General features: G+C 70.0%; 10 protein-coding genes. 4 read left to right on the top strand and 6 right to left on the bottom strand.

Annotation, left to right across the window (positions count from 1 at the left end):
* Positions 1-86 precede the first annotated feature (86 nt).
* The 4 genes from ACFYP5_RS36985 to eccE all read right to left on the bottom strand — a co-directional run bounded on the left by ACFYP5_RS36985 (position 87) and on the right by eccE (position 7,308).
* On the bottom strand, positions 87-1,967 hold the full coding sequence (locus ACFYP5_RS36985; RefSeq protein ID WP_389044116.1) for an ABC transporter substrate-binding protein: 1,881 nt from the start codon (positions 1,965-1,967) through the stop codon (positions 87-89).
* A 197-nt stretch (positions 1,968-2,164) separates the two neighbouring features.
* A complete protein-coding gene (locus ACFYP5_RS36990) occupies positions 2,165-4,888 on the bottom strand; it encodes an SCO5717 family growth-regulating ATPase (RefSeq protein ID WP_389044120.1) in 2,724 nt (907 codons plus the stop codon).
* A gap of 336 nt (positions 4,889-5,224) precedes the next feature.
* Positions 5,225-5,947: a hypothetical protein gene (locus ACFYP5_RS36995; protein ID WP_389044122.1), complete on the bottom strand. Its 723-nt coding sequence runs from the start codon at positions 5,945-5,947 to the stop codon at positions 5,225-5,227.
* A complete protein-coding gene (gene eccE, locus ACFYP5_RS37000) occupies positions 5,947-7,308 on the bottom strand; it encodes a type VII secretion protein EccE (RefSeq protein WP_389044158.1) in 1,362 nt (453 codons plus the stop codon). Before eccE ends, ACFYP5_RS36995 begins: the two co-directional genes overlap by 1 nt.
* 229 nt (positions 7,309-7,537) lie before the next feature.
* Between eccE and eccB the strand changes: the two genes are divergently transcribed.
* From eccB to ACFYP5_RS37020, 4 genes are all read left to right on the top strand, one after another.
* Positions 7,538-9,088 carry a type VII secretion protein EccB gene (gene eccB, locus ACFYP5_RS37005; protein WP_389044125.1) on the top strand — a complete coding sequence of 517 codons (1,551 nt, stop codon included), beginning with the start codon at positions 7,538-7,540 and terminating at the stop codon, positions 9,086-9,088.
* 46 nt (positions 9,089-9,134) lie between these two features.
* Positions 9,135-10,358, top strand: a complete 1,224-nt coding sequence (gene mycP, locus ACFYP5_RS37010; protein WP_389044128.1) for a type VII secretion-associated serine protease mycosin — start codon at positions 9,135-9,137, stop codon at positions 10,356-10,358.
* Positions 10,359-10,618: 260 nt separating this feature from the next.
* On the top strand, positions 10,619-10,969 hold the full coding sequence (locus tag ACFYP5_RS37015) for a WXG100 family type VII secretion target (RefSeq protein WP_030979817.1): 351 nt from the start codon (positions 10,619-10,621) through the stop codon (positions 10,967-10,969).
* Between the two features lie 53 nt (positions 10,970-11,022).
* The gene (locus tag ACFYP5_RS37020; RefSeq protein WP_389044130.1) at positions 11,023-11,328 is read left to right on the top strand and encodes a WXG100 family type VII secretion target; all 306 of its coding nucleotides are present in this window, start codon (positions 11,023-11,025) and stop codon (positions 11,326-11,328) included.
* Between the two features lie 69 nt (positions 11,329-11,397).
* Here ACFYP5_RS37020 and ACFYP5_RS37025 read toward each other — a convergent pair whose 3' ends face one another.
* Complete coding sequence (locus ACFYP5_RS37025) at positions 11,398-11,631, bottom strand: DUF397 domain-containing protein (RefSeq protein ID WP_030933207.1); 234 nt, start codon at positions 11,629-11,631, stop codon at positions 11,398-11,400.
* A 236-nt stretch (positions 11,632-11,867) separates the two neighbouring features.
* A complete protein-coding gene (gene eccCa, locus ACFYP5_RS37030; protein ID WP_389044133.1) occupies positions 11,868-15,827 on the bottom strand; it encodes a type VII secretion protein EccCa in 3,960 nt (1,319 codons plus the stop codon).
* Between the last annotated feature and the right edge of the window lie 169 nt (positions 15,828-15,996).

The following is a 15,996-nucleotide window of genomic DNA, read 5'->3' on the forward strand; positions in this document are numbered from 1 at the left end:
TCGTTACTCGTACTGCACTTGGAGGGACCGGCAGGGGGATGCGATGTCGTGGCCCCCTGCCGGTCCCTCTCATCCCGTTCGGGTGATTATTCGCGTTCCTCCGCCGTGCTGCGGCGGCGCCGCGCGAGGAGGAACCCGCCACCGGCGACCACCACCACGGCGACGAGGATGCCGATGACGACACCGGTGGAGTTACCACCGCTGTCCGCGGCCGAGCCGTTCTTGCCGTCGGCGGCCGCCGGAACGGCCGACCACCAACTCCAGTACCCGTCCTGGCCGTAGATGTTGCCGGCCGCCTCGGGCATGGTGGTGATGGACTTGATCTGGTCGGTGCGGTACGCCTCGACGGCGTTCGGGTACGCGATGATGTTCATGTACCCGGAGTCGTACATCCACGACTCCATCTGCTTGACGATGTCCGCCCGCTTGGCCGGGTCGTACTCGGCGAGCTGCTTCTTGTACAGCTCGTCGTACGTCTTGTCGCAGATGAAGTTGTCCGTGGCCGCGCTCTCCTTGGCCTTGGCGGGCAGGGCCGAGCAGGTGTGGATGCCCAGCACGAAGTCCGGGTCCGGGTTGACGGACCAGCCGTCGAAGGCGAGGTCGTACTCACCGGCGTACCAGGGCACCGAGACGTCGTCGCGGCAGTCGACCTTCAGGCCGATGCCGAGCTTGCCCCACCACTCCTTGAGGTACTTGCCGATCGCCTTGTCGTTCGGGTCCGTGGCGTGGCACAGGATGCGCAGGTCGAGCGGCTTGCCGTCCTTGCCGACGCGCTGGTCGCCCTTGAGCTTGTACCCCGCCTGGTCGAGGAGCTTGGCCGCCCGGTCAGGGTCGTACGACAGGCTCTGGCTGTCGGACGGCTGCCAGAAGTAGTCCGAGAAACGCGGCGGAATGTAGCCCTGGCCCTCGACGGCGTGACCCTGGAAGACCTTGTCGATGATGGTCTTGCGGTCGATCGACAGGAAGAGCGCCTGGCGGACCTTCTGGTCGAGCAGGGCCTTGTTGCCGTCGCCGAACTTCTTGCCGTCCTTGGTCTGCGCGCCCGGGTTGGTGGCCAGCGCGAAGAAGCGGCGGCCCGGACCCTCATTGACCTTGATGTTCGCGTCGCCCTTGAGGGACGCCGCCTGGGCGGGCGTGAGTGCGGGGGCGCCCGCGACGAACGAGACCTCACCCTTGCGCAGGGCGGCGACCGCGGCGTCCTGGTCCTTGTACGTCTTGAAGACCAGTTCGTCGAACTTGGGCGCGCCGCGCCAGAAGCTCTTGTTGGCCTTGAGCTTCACGTACTGGTCGACCTTGTAGTCGGTCAGGATGTACGGCCCGTTGCCGACGATCGGGAACTTGGTGTCGTTGTTGAACTTCGAGAAGTCCCCGACCTTCTCCCAGACATGCTTCGGCACGATCGGCACATCGAGGGCGGCCATGGTGGCCTGAGGCTGCTTCAGCTCGATGACCAGCTTGTCCGGGCTGGGCGCCGTCACCTTCTTGAAGTTCGCGACGAAGCTGCCGTTCGCGGTGGCAGCGCCTTCGTCGGTCATCATCTTGTTGAAGGTCCACGCCGCGTCGTCGGCGGTCGTCTGCTGCCCGTCGGACCACTTGGAGTTGGACCGTATGGTGTACGTCCAGGTCAGCTTGTCGGCTGACGGCTCCCACTTGGTGGCGAGCCCAGGGACCGTGTGGTTGTCCTTGGGGTCGTAGTTGGTGAGGAAGTCGTACATGAGCCGGTGGACGCTGGTGCTCATCAGCCGCTGAGCGAGGAACGGGCTCAGTGAGTCGACGCTCTGTGCGACCGCGACGGTCAGCGTCGTCTTGCCGTTGTCGGCGGCCTGCGCCTGCTGCGGCGCGGCGCCGAGGGGCATCCCGGGGACGATCGACCCGGCCGCCAACGCGAGGGCCGCGGCACCGGATGCCAGGAGGATACGCATACGTGAGCGTGGCTGAGCGGAGGGTGGTGGGACTCTTGTGACCATGGACAGGGACCTCGCGTCATGACTCGCACGGAGAAGGCGGGTTGATCTCTGGTTCGCCAACTGGTGAAGCGAAGGTCTACCAGCGCTGGTCGAGTCGCGTCAACGGTGCCCCAAACGGCGTGTGGGCTGCAGGAATGCCCAAAGGGCCCGCACCGTCGGGACGGTGCGGGCCCTCATTGGTTCAGACCTCTGATGCCTTACTGCTGAGGCGCTGACGGCGGCTGCGGAGGGTGCTGCTGCCAGCCCGCGGGCGGGACGGGGCCTTGCAGTTCGGGGTGGTCCTGCTGTGGCGGCGAGCCGGGCTGACCGCCGTGCTGCTGCGGCGCCGGCGGGCCGGCCGGGCTCGCCGGGGACTGGGCCTGGGACGGCAGCGACTGCTGCCAGCCGTTCTGCTGCACACCGGGACCGGGGTGCGGGGGATACGGCTGCTGTCCCCCGTACGGCTGATAGGGCGGGTAGGGCTGCTGGGGCTGCTGAGGCGGGTACGGCTGGCCCGTCTGCTGCGGTGGGTACGGCTGCTGACCGGGCATCTGGTGCCCGGGCATCGGAGGGGCGAACTGCGGCGGCGGGTTGTTGCCGTCCGACGTCCACAGACCCTGCTGCTGCTGGGCGCGCGGGAAGTCCTCGGCGACGAGGGCGGAGAGGTTGAAGTACGCCTCACGGGTCTTCGGGCGCATCATGTCCAGGTCGACCTCGGCGCCGGCCGACAGGTGCTCGTCGAACGGTACGACGATCACGCCCCGGCAGCGCGTCTCGAAGTGCTGCACGATGTCATCGACCTTGATCATCTTTCCGGTCTCGCGGACCCCGGAGATGACGGTGATCGAGCGCTGCACCAGTTCCGCGTACCCGTGCGCCGACAGCCAGTCCAGCGTCGTGGAAGCACTGGACGCGCCGTCGACCGACGGCGTCGAGATGATGATCAACTGGTCGGCGAGGTCCAGCACTCCGCGCATCGCGCTGTAGAGGAGACCGGTACCCGAGTCGGTGAGGATGATCGGGTACTGCTTGCCGAGGACGTCGATCGCGCGCCGGTAGTCCTCGTCGTTGAAGGTCGTCGAGACCGCCGGGTCCACGTCGTTGGCGATGATCTCCAGACCGGAGGGCGCCTGTGAGGTGAAGCGGCGGATGTCCATGTACGAGTTGAGGTACGGGATCGCCTGGACCAGGTCGCGGATGGTGGCCCCGGTCTCGCGACGCACGCGACGGCCGAGCGTACCGGCGTCCGGGTTGGCGTCGATGGCGAGGATCTTGTCCTGGCGCTCGGTGGCCAGGGTCGCGCCGAGCGCGGTGGTCGTCGTGGTCTTGCCGACACCGCCCTTGAGGCTGATGACCGCGATCCGGTAGCACGACAGCACGGGCGTACGGATCAGGTCGAGCTTGCGCTGCCGCTCGGCCTCCTCCTTCTTGTTGCCCAGCTTGAAGCGGGACGCGGCGGACGGCGCGCGACTGCTCTTGGCCTTCTGCTTGCCCCGGACCAGGCGGTCGGAGGACAGCTCCACGGCCGCCGTGTAACCGAGGGGCGCGCCGGGAACGGAACGCTCGCGCTGGTCATGGGTGACCGGGGTGGGCCAGGCCGCGCCGGTGCGCGGGTCGACGGGCGGGCCCTGCGGCGGCTGCTGTTGCGGGTGTTGCTGCTGCTGGGCGGGCGGCTGGGGCGCGACCGGCGCGGGCAGATTGGGCGCGCCCTGGACCGGCGGCTGGTGGCCCTGAGGCGGCTGCGGGGTGCTCTGCGGTGCGGGCCACTGCGGTGACTGCGGCACCTGAGGCGGTTGCGGGAACCCGTATGCGCCCTGCGCGGGGTGCTGCGGAAGCTGCGGCGGCAGCGGCACTCCCTGGGCGGGCCCCTGCGGCTGCGGCGGGAATCCGTAACCGCTCTGCGGCGCCGGGGCGTTCCGCTGTGCGGGCAGCTGAGGCGCTTGCGGTGCCTGAGGCGTGTGCGGTGCCTGCGCGGGGTTCGGGAACCCGTAACCGCCCGGCGCCTGGTTCGTCTGGGCAGGCCCCGTAGCCGGCCACTGCGGCGCCGGCTGGGGCGCGTCGGGCTGCGGTGTGGCGGGCTGGAAGGCGGGCGGCAGCGGCGGCAGCCCGCCCTGCGCGGGCGGTGCCGGGGTCCAGGGGGTCGGCGGCGCAGCGGCCGGCGGTGCGTTCTGCGGCACCGCATCCGAAATCGCGTCCGAGGACACAGGGCCGACAGCCTCGTCCGCGTCGGCAGGAACGCCGGCCGGAATCTCGTCCGTAACGGCGTCCCTGACCGCATCGGTCACCGGTCCCGCATCACCGTTGCCGTCGTCGGTCGCCGCGTCGGAAGACGGCACGGGGCCGGATCCGGCGGTCGCGGCCGAATCGACAGCGCCACCGTCCCCGCCGCGATCGCCGGCCTCACCTGCCGGCGGGGCAGTTGTCGCGGCCGCGGTCGCGGCCACAGCGGCGTCCGCGGCCTCCGCGGCCGCCGCCTCCCGCTCGGCGATCTCCCGCTTCAGCGCGGCCGGTGAGAACCGCATGGTCGCGCCGCTCTCCAGGTCTCCGCCTCCGAAAGGAGCCGGCGCACCACTCGGCTCCCCCGCCCCGGGCGCGGAGGAGGAAGAGGAATCAGCGGCAGCGGCAGCCGCGGGGGGCGTCGGCTCGACCGGTGCCACCGGCGGTGCGGGTGCGGGTGCGGGCGGCGCCGGAGCCCAGGTGGGCTCGAAGCCGCCCCCGGCCGGCAGCCCGGGCACGGCCACGGGCGCCCCGTTGGGCGGCGGAGGCGGCGCCAGGTGCGATCCGGCCCCGCCCGACGAGTCCCCGGACGCGTTCTGCGTGTACCAGGCGGGCGGGGTGTAGTCGATGGTGAACTCACCCGTCATCTCGGCGGGCTCCGCGTCGGACGACTCGTCGACGGGCCTGCTCCAGCCCTCTCGGATTTCGTCCCGATCGCCGTTCACTTTGCCTCCTGGTGTGGTCGAGCACCCTTGTGCCGTGGTGGGTGGGGGCGACCGTTCCCGTATTCCGAACCGCCCGGCTCTCCCCCTTGGGACGCGCATTGCCTGCCCGCAGGTTCTTCTGCGGCGCCCCCACCCACCCTAATCGTCATCGGGCCCCATCCGGCAGGCCGTAGGGCACCGCAAGAGCTGTCCAGTACGTCACGCGTAGCCCCCAAGTGAACCGAGAACGGCAGTGCGTGAAGAGTGAAGTGGTCAAACTCGTACATCTGCACACGGATATGTGAACATTCCGTGCGCCTTGTCCAGGTCGGTACCTACCTCGCGCCCATACGAGGGTCAGTCCATTCGGCGTGCGCCGCCCAGCAGTCCGGTCTCCGCATCGGTGGCCTGCGTCATCACGAACTGCCGGTCCCGTTCCGTGTACCAGAGGGTGACCCCGTCCGCCAGCGTCGACAGCGCCTGCGTCGCGGTCGCCGGCAGATGCGCGATTCGCCCGATCTGCTCGGCTTCATCGGGAGATACCCGTTGAATCCCCACCAGGGACGCCTTCTTCATCAACGCGGGCGCCACCGGGCTCAGATACGGCAGCAGCGTCACCACCGACTGCCAGGGCCCGGACACCACTCGCCCGCGCGGCGGCCGCATCCCGCAGTCGCGCACCACGACCACCGGATTGCCGGCCGAGGCGCCCTGCGGTGGCACCCGTCCCACGTCGTGCAGCGAAATGCACGGCTGGCCACCCCCGGCCGCCTGCGCCAGCCCCGTCCAGGCGTGGGCCCGGCCGGTCTCCACGACGATCCGGGCGCCGGTCGCGGCCGCCCGCAGGGCCAGCACCTGCGCCGTCCACAGCCCGCCGATCAGTGTGACGTCGTACGGCGTCGGCCGGTTGATGCCGAGCACGGCGGGCCGCCCCTCGGCGTCCACACCGATCACCATGCCGTCGTCGCCGACCGGCAGGGCCATCGAGGCGAGTTGCTCGACGGAGACCGCATGCCGGCTGCGACGCGGTCCGATCAGTCCGAAGCCCAGCCGGGCGCGGGCACTGGTGGACACGGACATCAGCGGGTACCCCCGAGCGGCAGCGTGGCGAGCACACCGGGCAGCTGCTCGCGGTCGAGTCGTACCAGCGACGTCTTCACGCCACGCGCGGTGCGCTCCAACTCATGCCGGGCGGCGAGCAGTTCCTCGTCGCTGCGTCCCGTTATCCGGACGTGGCCGGCGATCGAGACCTCCTGCCGGTCGCCGTGTCCCAGCGTCAGGCTGAAGGTCGTGGCGAGCGCCGGGAGCGAGGTGAGCAGCGCGACCAGCTGCGGCATCGACGCCCCGCCCCCGCTCGTCGCCCCGCCGAACTGCGGCCAGCGCCCCACCCAGTAGGTGGTGTGCCACCGGTCGTCGCATCGCCAGGTCCGCGCGGTCTCCTCGGTGCGCCGCGCCGGTGTGTGGGCCCGGCCCGCCTGCTCCATCGCCGACGGGCTGACACAGGCCGAGGTCGCGATCGCCGACGTCAACTCCTGCTCGGTCAGCACCGTCGCGCGGAAGCCGGCCCCCGTCAGTCTGCTGGCCAGTTGATCGGCAGCCCGTACGAGGCACTTCTGCGCCCCCTCGGTCCCGCCGCCGCGCGCCTGCACGGCCTCCGGGCAGAGCTCCGGGTCCAGTTTGAGCGCGATCCAGGTGATCCGGACCGCCGGCGATCCCGTCCGGGCCTGCAGCGGTGCGTAGTTGCGCGCCGCGACGGACTGCGGGGGCAGATGCGGGGCAGGCGCGGGCTGGGTGTGCTGCACGATCTGTGCCGACTCCAGGCGGATGCCGTCGACGTCGAGCACGTCCCGGACCAGGGTCAGGGGCAGCGGCTGCGCGGACCGGTCGGGACGCAGCGCCGTGGCATCCGACTCGATCTGCAGTACGGCCGTGAGGAACGTACCGTCGCCGATCATCCCGACCGGCCGGCGGTCACGGTCGCTGAACGAGTATGTGCGCAGCGCCGGGTCGCACTCGACGGCGGGCGCGATCCCCGGCTCGGTACCCGCGGGCGGCACCAGCGACGCGGCCCTGCGGGTGCGCGCGCGCAGCGCGATCGCGGTGCCCAGCCACTCGGGCAGCGAACGGCGGTGTCTGCGGAGGACGGCGAGCAGCACCAGCGCGGTGGCGACCGCACCGGCCGGAACCAGCAGCAGAGGCTCGATCACCCACGCCACGAGCAGCAGCGCGGCCGCGATCTCGATCAGTACGAGTTGTTGCAATCGGAACGAACCGAAGTGCCCGGGGCGTCCGTTCACCCGCGGGAGGGCCTGTCGGCCGGGGGCGGAGGAGCCGCGAGCCGGTCCGCCGGGCGGGTACGGGGAGGGTGCCGCTCCGGTGGGTGTGCGGGCTGCGGAGGGCGGTGCGTTCCCGGCCGGACGTGTCCGCGTCGCGGAAGACATCATTCCGGCATTCCCCCGTTCATAAGGCCCCCGATTCGACCCGATCACCCCAGTCCCGCCGGGGGCTTTGGCGGCTGGATCACCCTACCCGCCCCGCAGCCGCCCGGGGTCGGCAGGCATAGTAGGGGCCTGTCCGGCAGCGCGGTCCGGCATCCGGGGGGCCGGCGCAGGGGTCGGGGGACGCGAACTCCTGGAGCCGCGCGGGGAGACACGGGAGACACGCAGACTCATGGCATCACGGCGGGATGAACTCAACGCGTACACCTTTGCGAAGAAACGCACGGTGGCGGCATTTCTCCAACCCTCGTCCACCGGCACCGAGGAGGGCGCGCCACGCCCGCTGCGCACAGTCCTCCCGAGCATCGTGGCCGGGGCGCTGATCCTCGCGGGCTTCGGCGCCTACGGCATGTTCAAGCCCACCGCACCCAAGGACTGGGACAAGCCCTTCACCAACGTGATCGTCGGCAAGCAGTCCACCACCCGCTATGTCGTGCTCACCACCGGCAAGGGCACGAAGAAAAAGACCCTGCTGCATCCCGTACTGAATCTCGCCTCCGCCCGACTGCTCCTCACCCCGCAGCAGTACGGCGTCATCCAGGTACCCGACGACATCCTCGACGCGGGCAAGCCGCCGCGCGGACCGGTCCTCGGCATCCCGTACGCGCCCGACCGGCTGCCGGAGGCGAACGACGCGGGCACGGCCAAGCGGTGGGCCGTCTGCGAACAGCCCGGAGGCAAGGGCAACACCGTGCAGAAGGCCGCCTTCGTCTTCGCCGAACGCGACAACGAGCGGACCGAAGGCGCTCACAGGCTGAGCGGCGGCGAGGTCCTGTACGTCAAGGGCCAGACCGGCGCCCGCTATGTCGTCGATGCGAGCGGCACGAAATACCGCATCGACGAGACCGCCGCCGACAAAGGCCACCTGACCGGCGCCCTCGTCGGCAGCCGGCAGCCGCAGTCCGTCACCGACGACTGGCTGGCCACCCTGAACGACGGCAGCCCGATCGTCTTCCCGCAGATCCCCGGCACCGTCGGCGCGGACGCGCACATCCCAGGACAGCTCTCCACGGAGGAAAAAAGGGTCGGCATGGTCCTGCGGACCCGTACCGGCGAAGGCACCACCTACTACGTGGTCCTCGACGGCAAGGTCCAGCCGGTCTCCGAGTTCACCGCCTGGCTGCTGATCAACTCCCCGCAGACCGCCCAACTCGACCTGAACGGCGAAGCGCGCGCCGTCGGACTCCAGAAGTTCGTCCCCGACCCTGCTGCCTTCACCGGCCAGGCGGCACACTGGCCCACGCGGAGGACCGGCCAGGTGAACGCGACCGAGGGCGGCAGCGGCGACCGGGACACCGTCTGCAGCGTGCTGCGCAAGGTGGACGGCAACGGTCGCCCGACGCTCAGCACCTGGGCGGGCGCCGCGTACCCCGCCTCCATCAGCGCCGGTGGCACCAGCACCTACGTCACCCCCGGCAGCGGCCTCCTCTACACCCAGGTACGGGGACAGCAGACGCGCCCCGACGGCTCACTCTTCCTGGTGACCGACACCGGACTGCGGTACGCCGTTCAGGCGAACGGCGACAGCGACGCCGAGCGTTCCGACATCGGCACCGGCGAGCAGCAGATCGGGACGGACGGCCGTCCCGAGCCGAGCCAGGCGCAGATCAGGCTGGGGTACGAGAAGGTGACGCCCTCTCTTGTCCCCCTCGCCTGGTCCGAATTCCTGTCCAAGGGCCCGCGACTCGACACCAACAGCGCTCGCCAGCCCCAGGGCTCATGACCGGGATTTTCGCGAAAGGCTCGTAGAACTCGGGGGAGAGGAACAGATGTTGCACCGGAAGACGGCCCTGCTCACGGCAGCCACCGCCGCGCTGGCCGCACTGGCGGCGCCGCAGGCGGCGTACGCCGTGGAACGCCCGGGCGGCCGGAGCGGTGTCGGGATAGACGGCAGCGGCGAATGCGCGTTCCCGATGAAGAAGCAGTACGAGGGGCGCCCCTGGTCGCTGCAGCGGGTCCTGCTCGACGAACTGTGGCAGGACACCAAGGGCGAGGGCGTCCGCGTCGCGGTGATCGACACCGGTGTCGACAACACCAACCCGCAGCTCCAGAACGCCGTCGACGCCTCAGCAGGCGCCGACTACCTCAAGGGCGGCAGGAGCGACGGCACCGTCGACGAGGTCGGCCACGGCACCAAGGTCGCCGGCATCATCGCCGCCCGCCCCCGCAAGGGCACCGGCTTCGTCGGCCTGGCGCCCGAGGCCACCATCATCCCGATCCGCCAGAACGACGAAAGGAACAGCGGCAAGGACACCACGATGGCCGCGGCGATCGGCCACGCGATCGCCGCCGGCGCCCAGGTCATCAACATCTCCCAGGACACGACGAAGTCGCTGGCCCCGGATTCCACGCTGGGGAAGGCGGTGGCCAGGGCGCTCGCCAAGAACGTCGTCGTGGTCGCCTCCGCGGGCAACGACGGCATGGACGGCAGGCTGAGGAACACCTATCCGGCAGCCTTCGACGGTGTCCTCGCCGTCGCCTCGTCGGACCGCAACAACGAGCGCGCCGCGTTCTCCCAGGCCGGTACGTTCGTCGACGTCGCAGCGCCCGGCGTCGACATCGTCTCCACCGTCCCCGGCAACGGCCAGTGCACCGACAACGGCACCAGCTTCTCCGCGCCGTACGTCGCCGGCGTCGTCGCCCTGATGCGCGCCAAGTACCCGAAATGGACCGCGCCCCAGATCGTCGCCCGGATCGAGCAGACCGCCGAACGCTCCGTCACCGGCCACGACGACTTCGTCGGCTGGGGCGTGGTCGACCCGGTCCGCGCACTCTCCGGCGACGACACCCCGCAGGACGCCCCGCATCCCGACCCGGCCCCGCCCCGGGCCCAGGCTCCCTCGCCCGCGCACCTGTCGCTGTCGGAGACGTCGCAGGAACGCAGCGAGCGGTACGCGACCTACGCCCTGGCCCTGGCGGGTGTACTGATCTCCGTGGTCGCCGGCACCGCGACTGTCGTCCGCGATGTCCGGCGGCGACGCGGTTTGCGATGACAGCACTACCCGGTGAAGTGGATCCCTCCCGATAAAGCGCAGTTGGGGAGAGATGATGAAGTGACTAGGGTGGTAGCCGACTTCACGTGTGTGACGGGGGAACGAGAAGTGGTCGCATCCGATTTCGGGGCGTGGGGACACTGCCGCGCCCTTCCCCGTCCCCGCACTTCCCCGACTCCGCAACCGGAGCACACGGGGCAGGCGGGAACCCTGGCCGCGATGGGCGGACAGGACCGGGAACTCAGAGATAGGACCTCCGGATGACCAACCCCGCAGGTGGTTTCGGACTCGCCGACGATCCGATCGTCCAGGCGAAGAACAAGATCATCGAAACCGCGGAGCAGGTGTCCAAGCAGTCCAGGGAGTTGGCCGACATCCTCGCGACGGTCAGCGCGGGATGGACCGGTGTCGGCGCCTCGGGATTCACATCCGCACAGATCGTGATCAACGAGGACCATGACGAGATCCGCCGGCTCCTCAACGTGCTCCTCAACGCGGTGGGCCAGACCAAGAACCTCAGCAACGCCAACGACGACGAGGTCCGCGCGGCCTTCAACGCGGTGAAGGAGCCGGCTTCGTCCGGCAACACCTCCGGGCTGAACGGCATCTGAGCCGCGCCGCAGCACCCCTTCCGTACACACGCCGAGCACCGAGGAGCAGACAGATGGCGACCGACCCGAACACCAAGGTCAGGTACGAGAGCGTCCAGGAGATGGCGAACCGCATCCGTGTGGTCTCGCAGAACATCATCAAGGACCTCCAGGAGATGGACGCGGCGCTGAAGGTCGTCACCGACACCTGGGACGGTGAGGCACACGGGGAGTACGTGCACCTCCAGTCCAAGTACAAGGGCAAGGCGGAGCACATGAAGAACCGCCTGGAGCACGTCGCGAAGATCATCGAGTCCGGCAAGGACAGCTACCGCTCGACGGACGTGAAGGCCTCGCGCCTGTTCACCGAGGCGTACTGACCGCGGCACCGCACACGCAGAAGGGGCACGCTCGTCGCAGCGTGCCCCTTCTCATGTCCGTACGGCGTCCTACGTGAGGTCGAACTCGCCGTCCCGCGCACCCAGTACGAACGCCCGCCACTCGGCCTCCGTGTACCGCAGCACCGTCTCCGGATCCAGCGAGGACCGCATCGCCACGGCCCCGCCCGGCAGATGCGCGATCTCGACGCGCTCCTCGGCCTCTTCCGTACCGGGCGCACTCAGCCACTCGACCCCCGAGATGTCGAGTGCGTACAGCTCGTCCTTCTCCTGCTGCGTGCCCATCAGATGCCTTTCCTCTCCTGCGGCGGAACAGGTTCGTCGCCCGCGTGCAGACTATCCCCGCCCCCGCGCCCCGCAGGCCCGGTATGGACAGCTCCCGACCCGCGGTGGTAGAGACCGCGCGCCCCCATGGAAACCTCGCCGGAGCATGCGCGCGACGCGGGTGCGGTCGCCCGCGAAGTCGTCGAGGAACCGGTCCGCCTCGTCGTCGGCGAGGCGGAACTCCCGGTCCCGTGGGCTCAGCGCTGCTCCGGCAGCCGCCCGATCTGCACCAGCGGGTTCCCCCGCCGGCGCGAGGCGAAGTACCCGCGTCCCGGGGGCATCGGATGCCCCCGCACCGGACCGATCAGGTCGCCCTCGGACGGATCGCCGGACAGCACCACGCCCTGTGCCCCAAGCTCCTTGATGCGCTGCATGAACGACTCGTACATGGACCGCGAGGCCCCCGCCGAGTTGCGCGCGATGATGAACCGGACGCCCGTGTCCCGGGCGAACGGCAGATACTCCGCGAGCGGTGCGAGCGGGTTGCCCGCGTTCGTCGCCACCAGGTCGTAGTCGTCGACGATGATGAAGATCTGCGGACCGGTCCACCAGCTGCGGTCGCGCAGCTGCTGCGGTGTGACATCCGTCGGCGGCTGCCGCCGTGAGAACACACCGGCCAGCGCCTCCATGTGCATCTGCAGGGAACTCGCCATCGGCGCGTACTCCAGCAGATGACTCTCGGGCAGCGCACCCAGCAGGGCCCGCCGGTAGTCGCCGACGACGAGCTTCGCCTCGTCGGGGGAGTAGCGCTCCGCGATCTGCTTCGCGATCAGACGCAGCAGATTCGTCTTCCCCGATTCGCTCTCGCCGAAGATCAGGAAGAACGGATCCGTCTCGAAGTCGACGAACACCGGTTCCAGATCGGTCTCGTCGATACCGATCGCGATCCCGCGCTGCGGGTACTCGAAACCCTTCGGCAGCTGCTCGGCGGGCAGTTTCCGCGGGAGCAGCCGTACGGCGGGCGCGGAAGGACTCGCCCAGTCGGACTTCACCGTCTCGACGAAGGCCGCCGTGCCGTCGGAGAGATCCGCCGCGCTGCCGGTGGAGTCGATACGCGGCAGTGCACCCATGAAGTGCAGCTTCTCCGGCACCTGGCCGCGTCCCGGCACTCCCTGCGGCACGTTCACCGCGACCCTGCGGTCGAACTCGGAGTCCATGACGTCGCCGAGCCGCAGTTCGAGCCGGCCGAGGATCTGGTCCTTGAGCGCGGCACGTACCTCCATGTACCGGGCGGCCGTGATCACCACATGGACGCCGTACCCGAGACCGCGCGAGGCGATGTCCGTGACGACCTGCTCCAGCATCTCGTACTCGGCCCGGAAGCCGCCCCAGCCGTCGACGACCAGGAACACGTCGCCCCACGGCTCGCCCGGCAGCTCACCGAGAGCGCGCTTGCGCCGGTATGTGGCGACGGAGTCGATGGAGTGGGCGCGGAAGAACTCCTCGCGCCGGTTCAGCACCCCCGCGACCTCGGCGACCGTACGCCGCACCCGCTCCGGGTCCAGCCGCGAAGCCATCCCGCCCACATGCGGTAGACCCGCCAGTGAGGCCAGTCCGCCGCCACCGAAGTCGAGCCCGTAGAACTGCACTTCGCGCGGGGTGTGGGTGAGTGCGAACGACGAGATCAGCGTCCGCAACATCGTCGACTTCCCGGACTGCGGACCGCCGACCACCATCATGTGGCCCGCCGCACCGGAGAAGTCCCGGTACAGCACCTCGCGCCGCTGTTCGAAAGGTTTGTCGATGAGACCGAGCGGAACGGTCAGCCCGCCCGGCCGTGTGTACTCGGTCGACGTGAACCCCCGGTCCGCGGTCGGCGCGAGCCCCGGCAGCAGCTGGTCCAGCGTCGGCGCCCGGTCCAGCGGCGGCAGCCACACCTGATGGGCGGGCACCCCCTGCCCCTCCAGGCGCCGCACGATCACGTCGAGCACCGTGTCCGCGAGCGCGTCGTCCTCCGCACTCGTCCGCGAGGCGACCACATGCGCCGGGTCCGGCGCCGCGTACACCACCGGCACCGGCCGAGCGCTGAACACCGCGGGCCGCCGCTCGACCGGCAGCGCGCCCACCGACAGATCGGGCCCACCCGTGCGGTACGCCCCCGACACGTACGCCGCCTTGAACCGGGTCATCTCGTCCGTACCGAACTTGAGATAGCCGGAACCCGGCACCGACGGCAGGTGATACGCGTCGGGCACCCCCAGTGCCGTACGCGACTCCGCGGCCGAGAAGGTCCGCAGGCCGATCCGGTACGAGAGATAGGTGTCCAGACCGCGCAGCTTGCCCTCTTCCAGACGCTGCGAGGCGAGCAGCAGATGCACACCCAGCGAGCGGCCGATGCGACCGATCTGGATGAACATGTCGATGAAGTCCGGCTTGGCGGTGAGCAGTTCGGAGAACTCGTCGATGACCAGGACCAGCGAGGCCAGCGGCTCCAGCGCCGCGCCGGCCGCCCGCGCCTTCTCGTAGTCGTGGATGTTGGCGTAGTTGCCGGCCGACCGGAGCAGTTCCTGCCGCCGTTGCAGCTCGCCGCGGATCGCGTCACCCATGCGGTCGACGAGCGTCAGATCGTCCGCCAGGTTGGTGATGACCGCCGCCACGTGCGGCATGTGCGACATCCCGGCGAACGTCGCACCACCCTTGAAGTCCGCCAGCACGAAGTTGAGCGTCTCCGAGGAGTGCGTGACCGCGAGCCCCAGGACCAGCGTCCGCAGCAGCTCCGACTTGCCGGAGCCGGTCGCCCCGACACACAGACCGTGCGGACCCATGCCCTCCTGCGCGGCCTCCTTGAGGTCCAGCATCACCGGCTGGCCGTCCTCGCCGACCCCGATCGGCACCCGCAGCCGCTCGGAGACCGACCGCGGCCGCCAGGTGCGCGCCACATCGACCGCACCCGCGTCGCCGAGGTTCAGCAGGTCCGTGAAGTCCAGGTTGGCGAGCAGCGGTTCGTCGTCGTCGCCCCCGCCCATGCGCAGCGGTGCGAGCTGCCGGGCCAGCGCCTCGGCCGCGGGCAGCGACAGCCCGTCCGGCACACCCTCGTACGCCAGTCCGGCCCCCGACTCCAGCCGCAGCAGCCCCGGCCGCACCACCACCGACAGACCGCCGCGCGGCTCGTCCAGCTCACCCGGGACGACCTCGACGATCGTCACGCCCTGCAGTCCCTCGGCCGCCGCGAACAGCGAATCCGGCGGCACCATTCCGCCGTCGAGGACCACCACGATGTGCGGCTGGTCCAGCAGTGGCTGACTCTCCCGCCCGAACCGCGGCCGCCCCTCCAGCCGGCTCGCCAGCAGCTGCTCCAGCTCACCCAGATCGTCGCCGAACAACCGCTTCGTACCTGCGCCGTCGACCTGACCCGGCAGCTGCGCATGCGGAAGCCACTTCGTCCAGTCCCAGCGCGCCACCGCACCGGGCGCCGCCACCACGGCGACCATCAGATCGTCGGGGGAGTGCAGCGTCACCAGCTGTGCGACCAGCGCCCGCGCCGTCGACTGCGCCGCCTCCGGCTGACCGGAGACCGTCACGTGATAGAAGGCCCGCATCGATACGGCCATCGGCAGACCGTCCAACGACCCATGCACCGCGAGGAATTGCTGCATCGCGCCCGCACACATCGGCTCCAGCTCATCCACCGGCGCGGTGTCCGGGGCGATCAGTGGAGTGGACAGCTGCTGCGCTCCGAGCCCGACCCGTACCTGCCCGAAGTCGTTGTCCCCGACCCGCCGTTCCCACACCCGGCTGCCCTCGGCGACCACCGACCACAACTGCTCGGGAGCGGGCTGCAGATACAGCTGTACGTCGCGCTGGGCGCGTGCGGTCCGGCGCACCGTTCGTCGCGTCTGCGCCAGATATTTGAGGTAGTCGCGCCGCACATCTGCCATTTGCCCCTGCGTACCGCGACGGTGGCGGACCAGCTGCGCGACGACCATGCCGACGGTCGATACAAGCATCAGAACGCCCATGATGCGCATGAACGGAGGAGCCTGCTGCGAGAAGAAGAAGACCACCGACGAACCCATGCCGAGCACCGGCAGGATCTGCATCAGCATGCCCTCCTGCTGCCCGCGCGGCAGTTCGGGAGGGGCCTCCAACATCAACTCGTCCGTGGGCACTTCGGGCGGCAGGGACCGCGGCGGTCGTTTCACGACGATCTGGCTCACCGGAACATCAATCCCTCGGTACGGACGGGCGGAAGACCGGTCGAACCCGCACCGAAGCCCCCCGTGGCTGCCTTTGCTTGCGGACGTCCCTCCGCGCGACCGTGATCCTACTTGCCGATGACCTTTCCTCCTCCCGGTAGGGTGGCGCGCGCACCGTGCGCAACCGCGA

Origin of the sequence: Streptomyces sp. NPDC005262, assembly GCF_042872425.1 — a bacterium.
Taxonomy (GTDB): Bacteria; Actinomycetota; Actinomycetes; order Streptomycetales; family Streptomycetaceae; genus Streptomyces.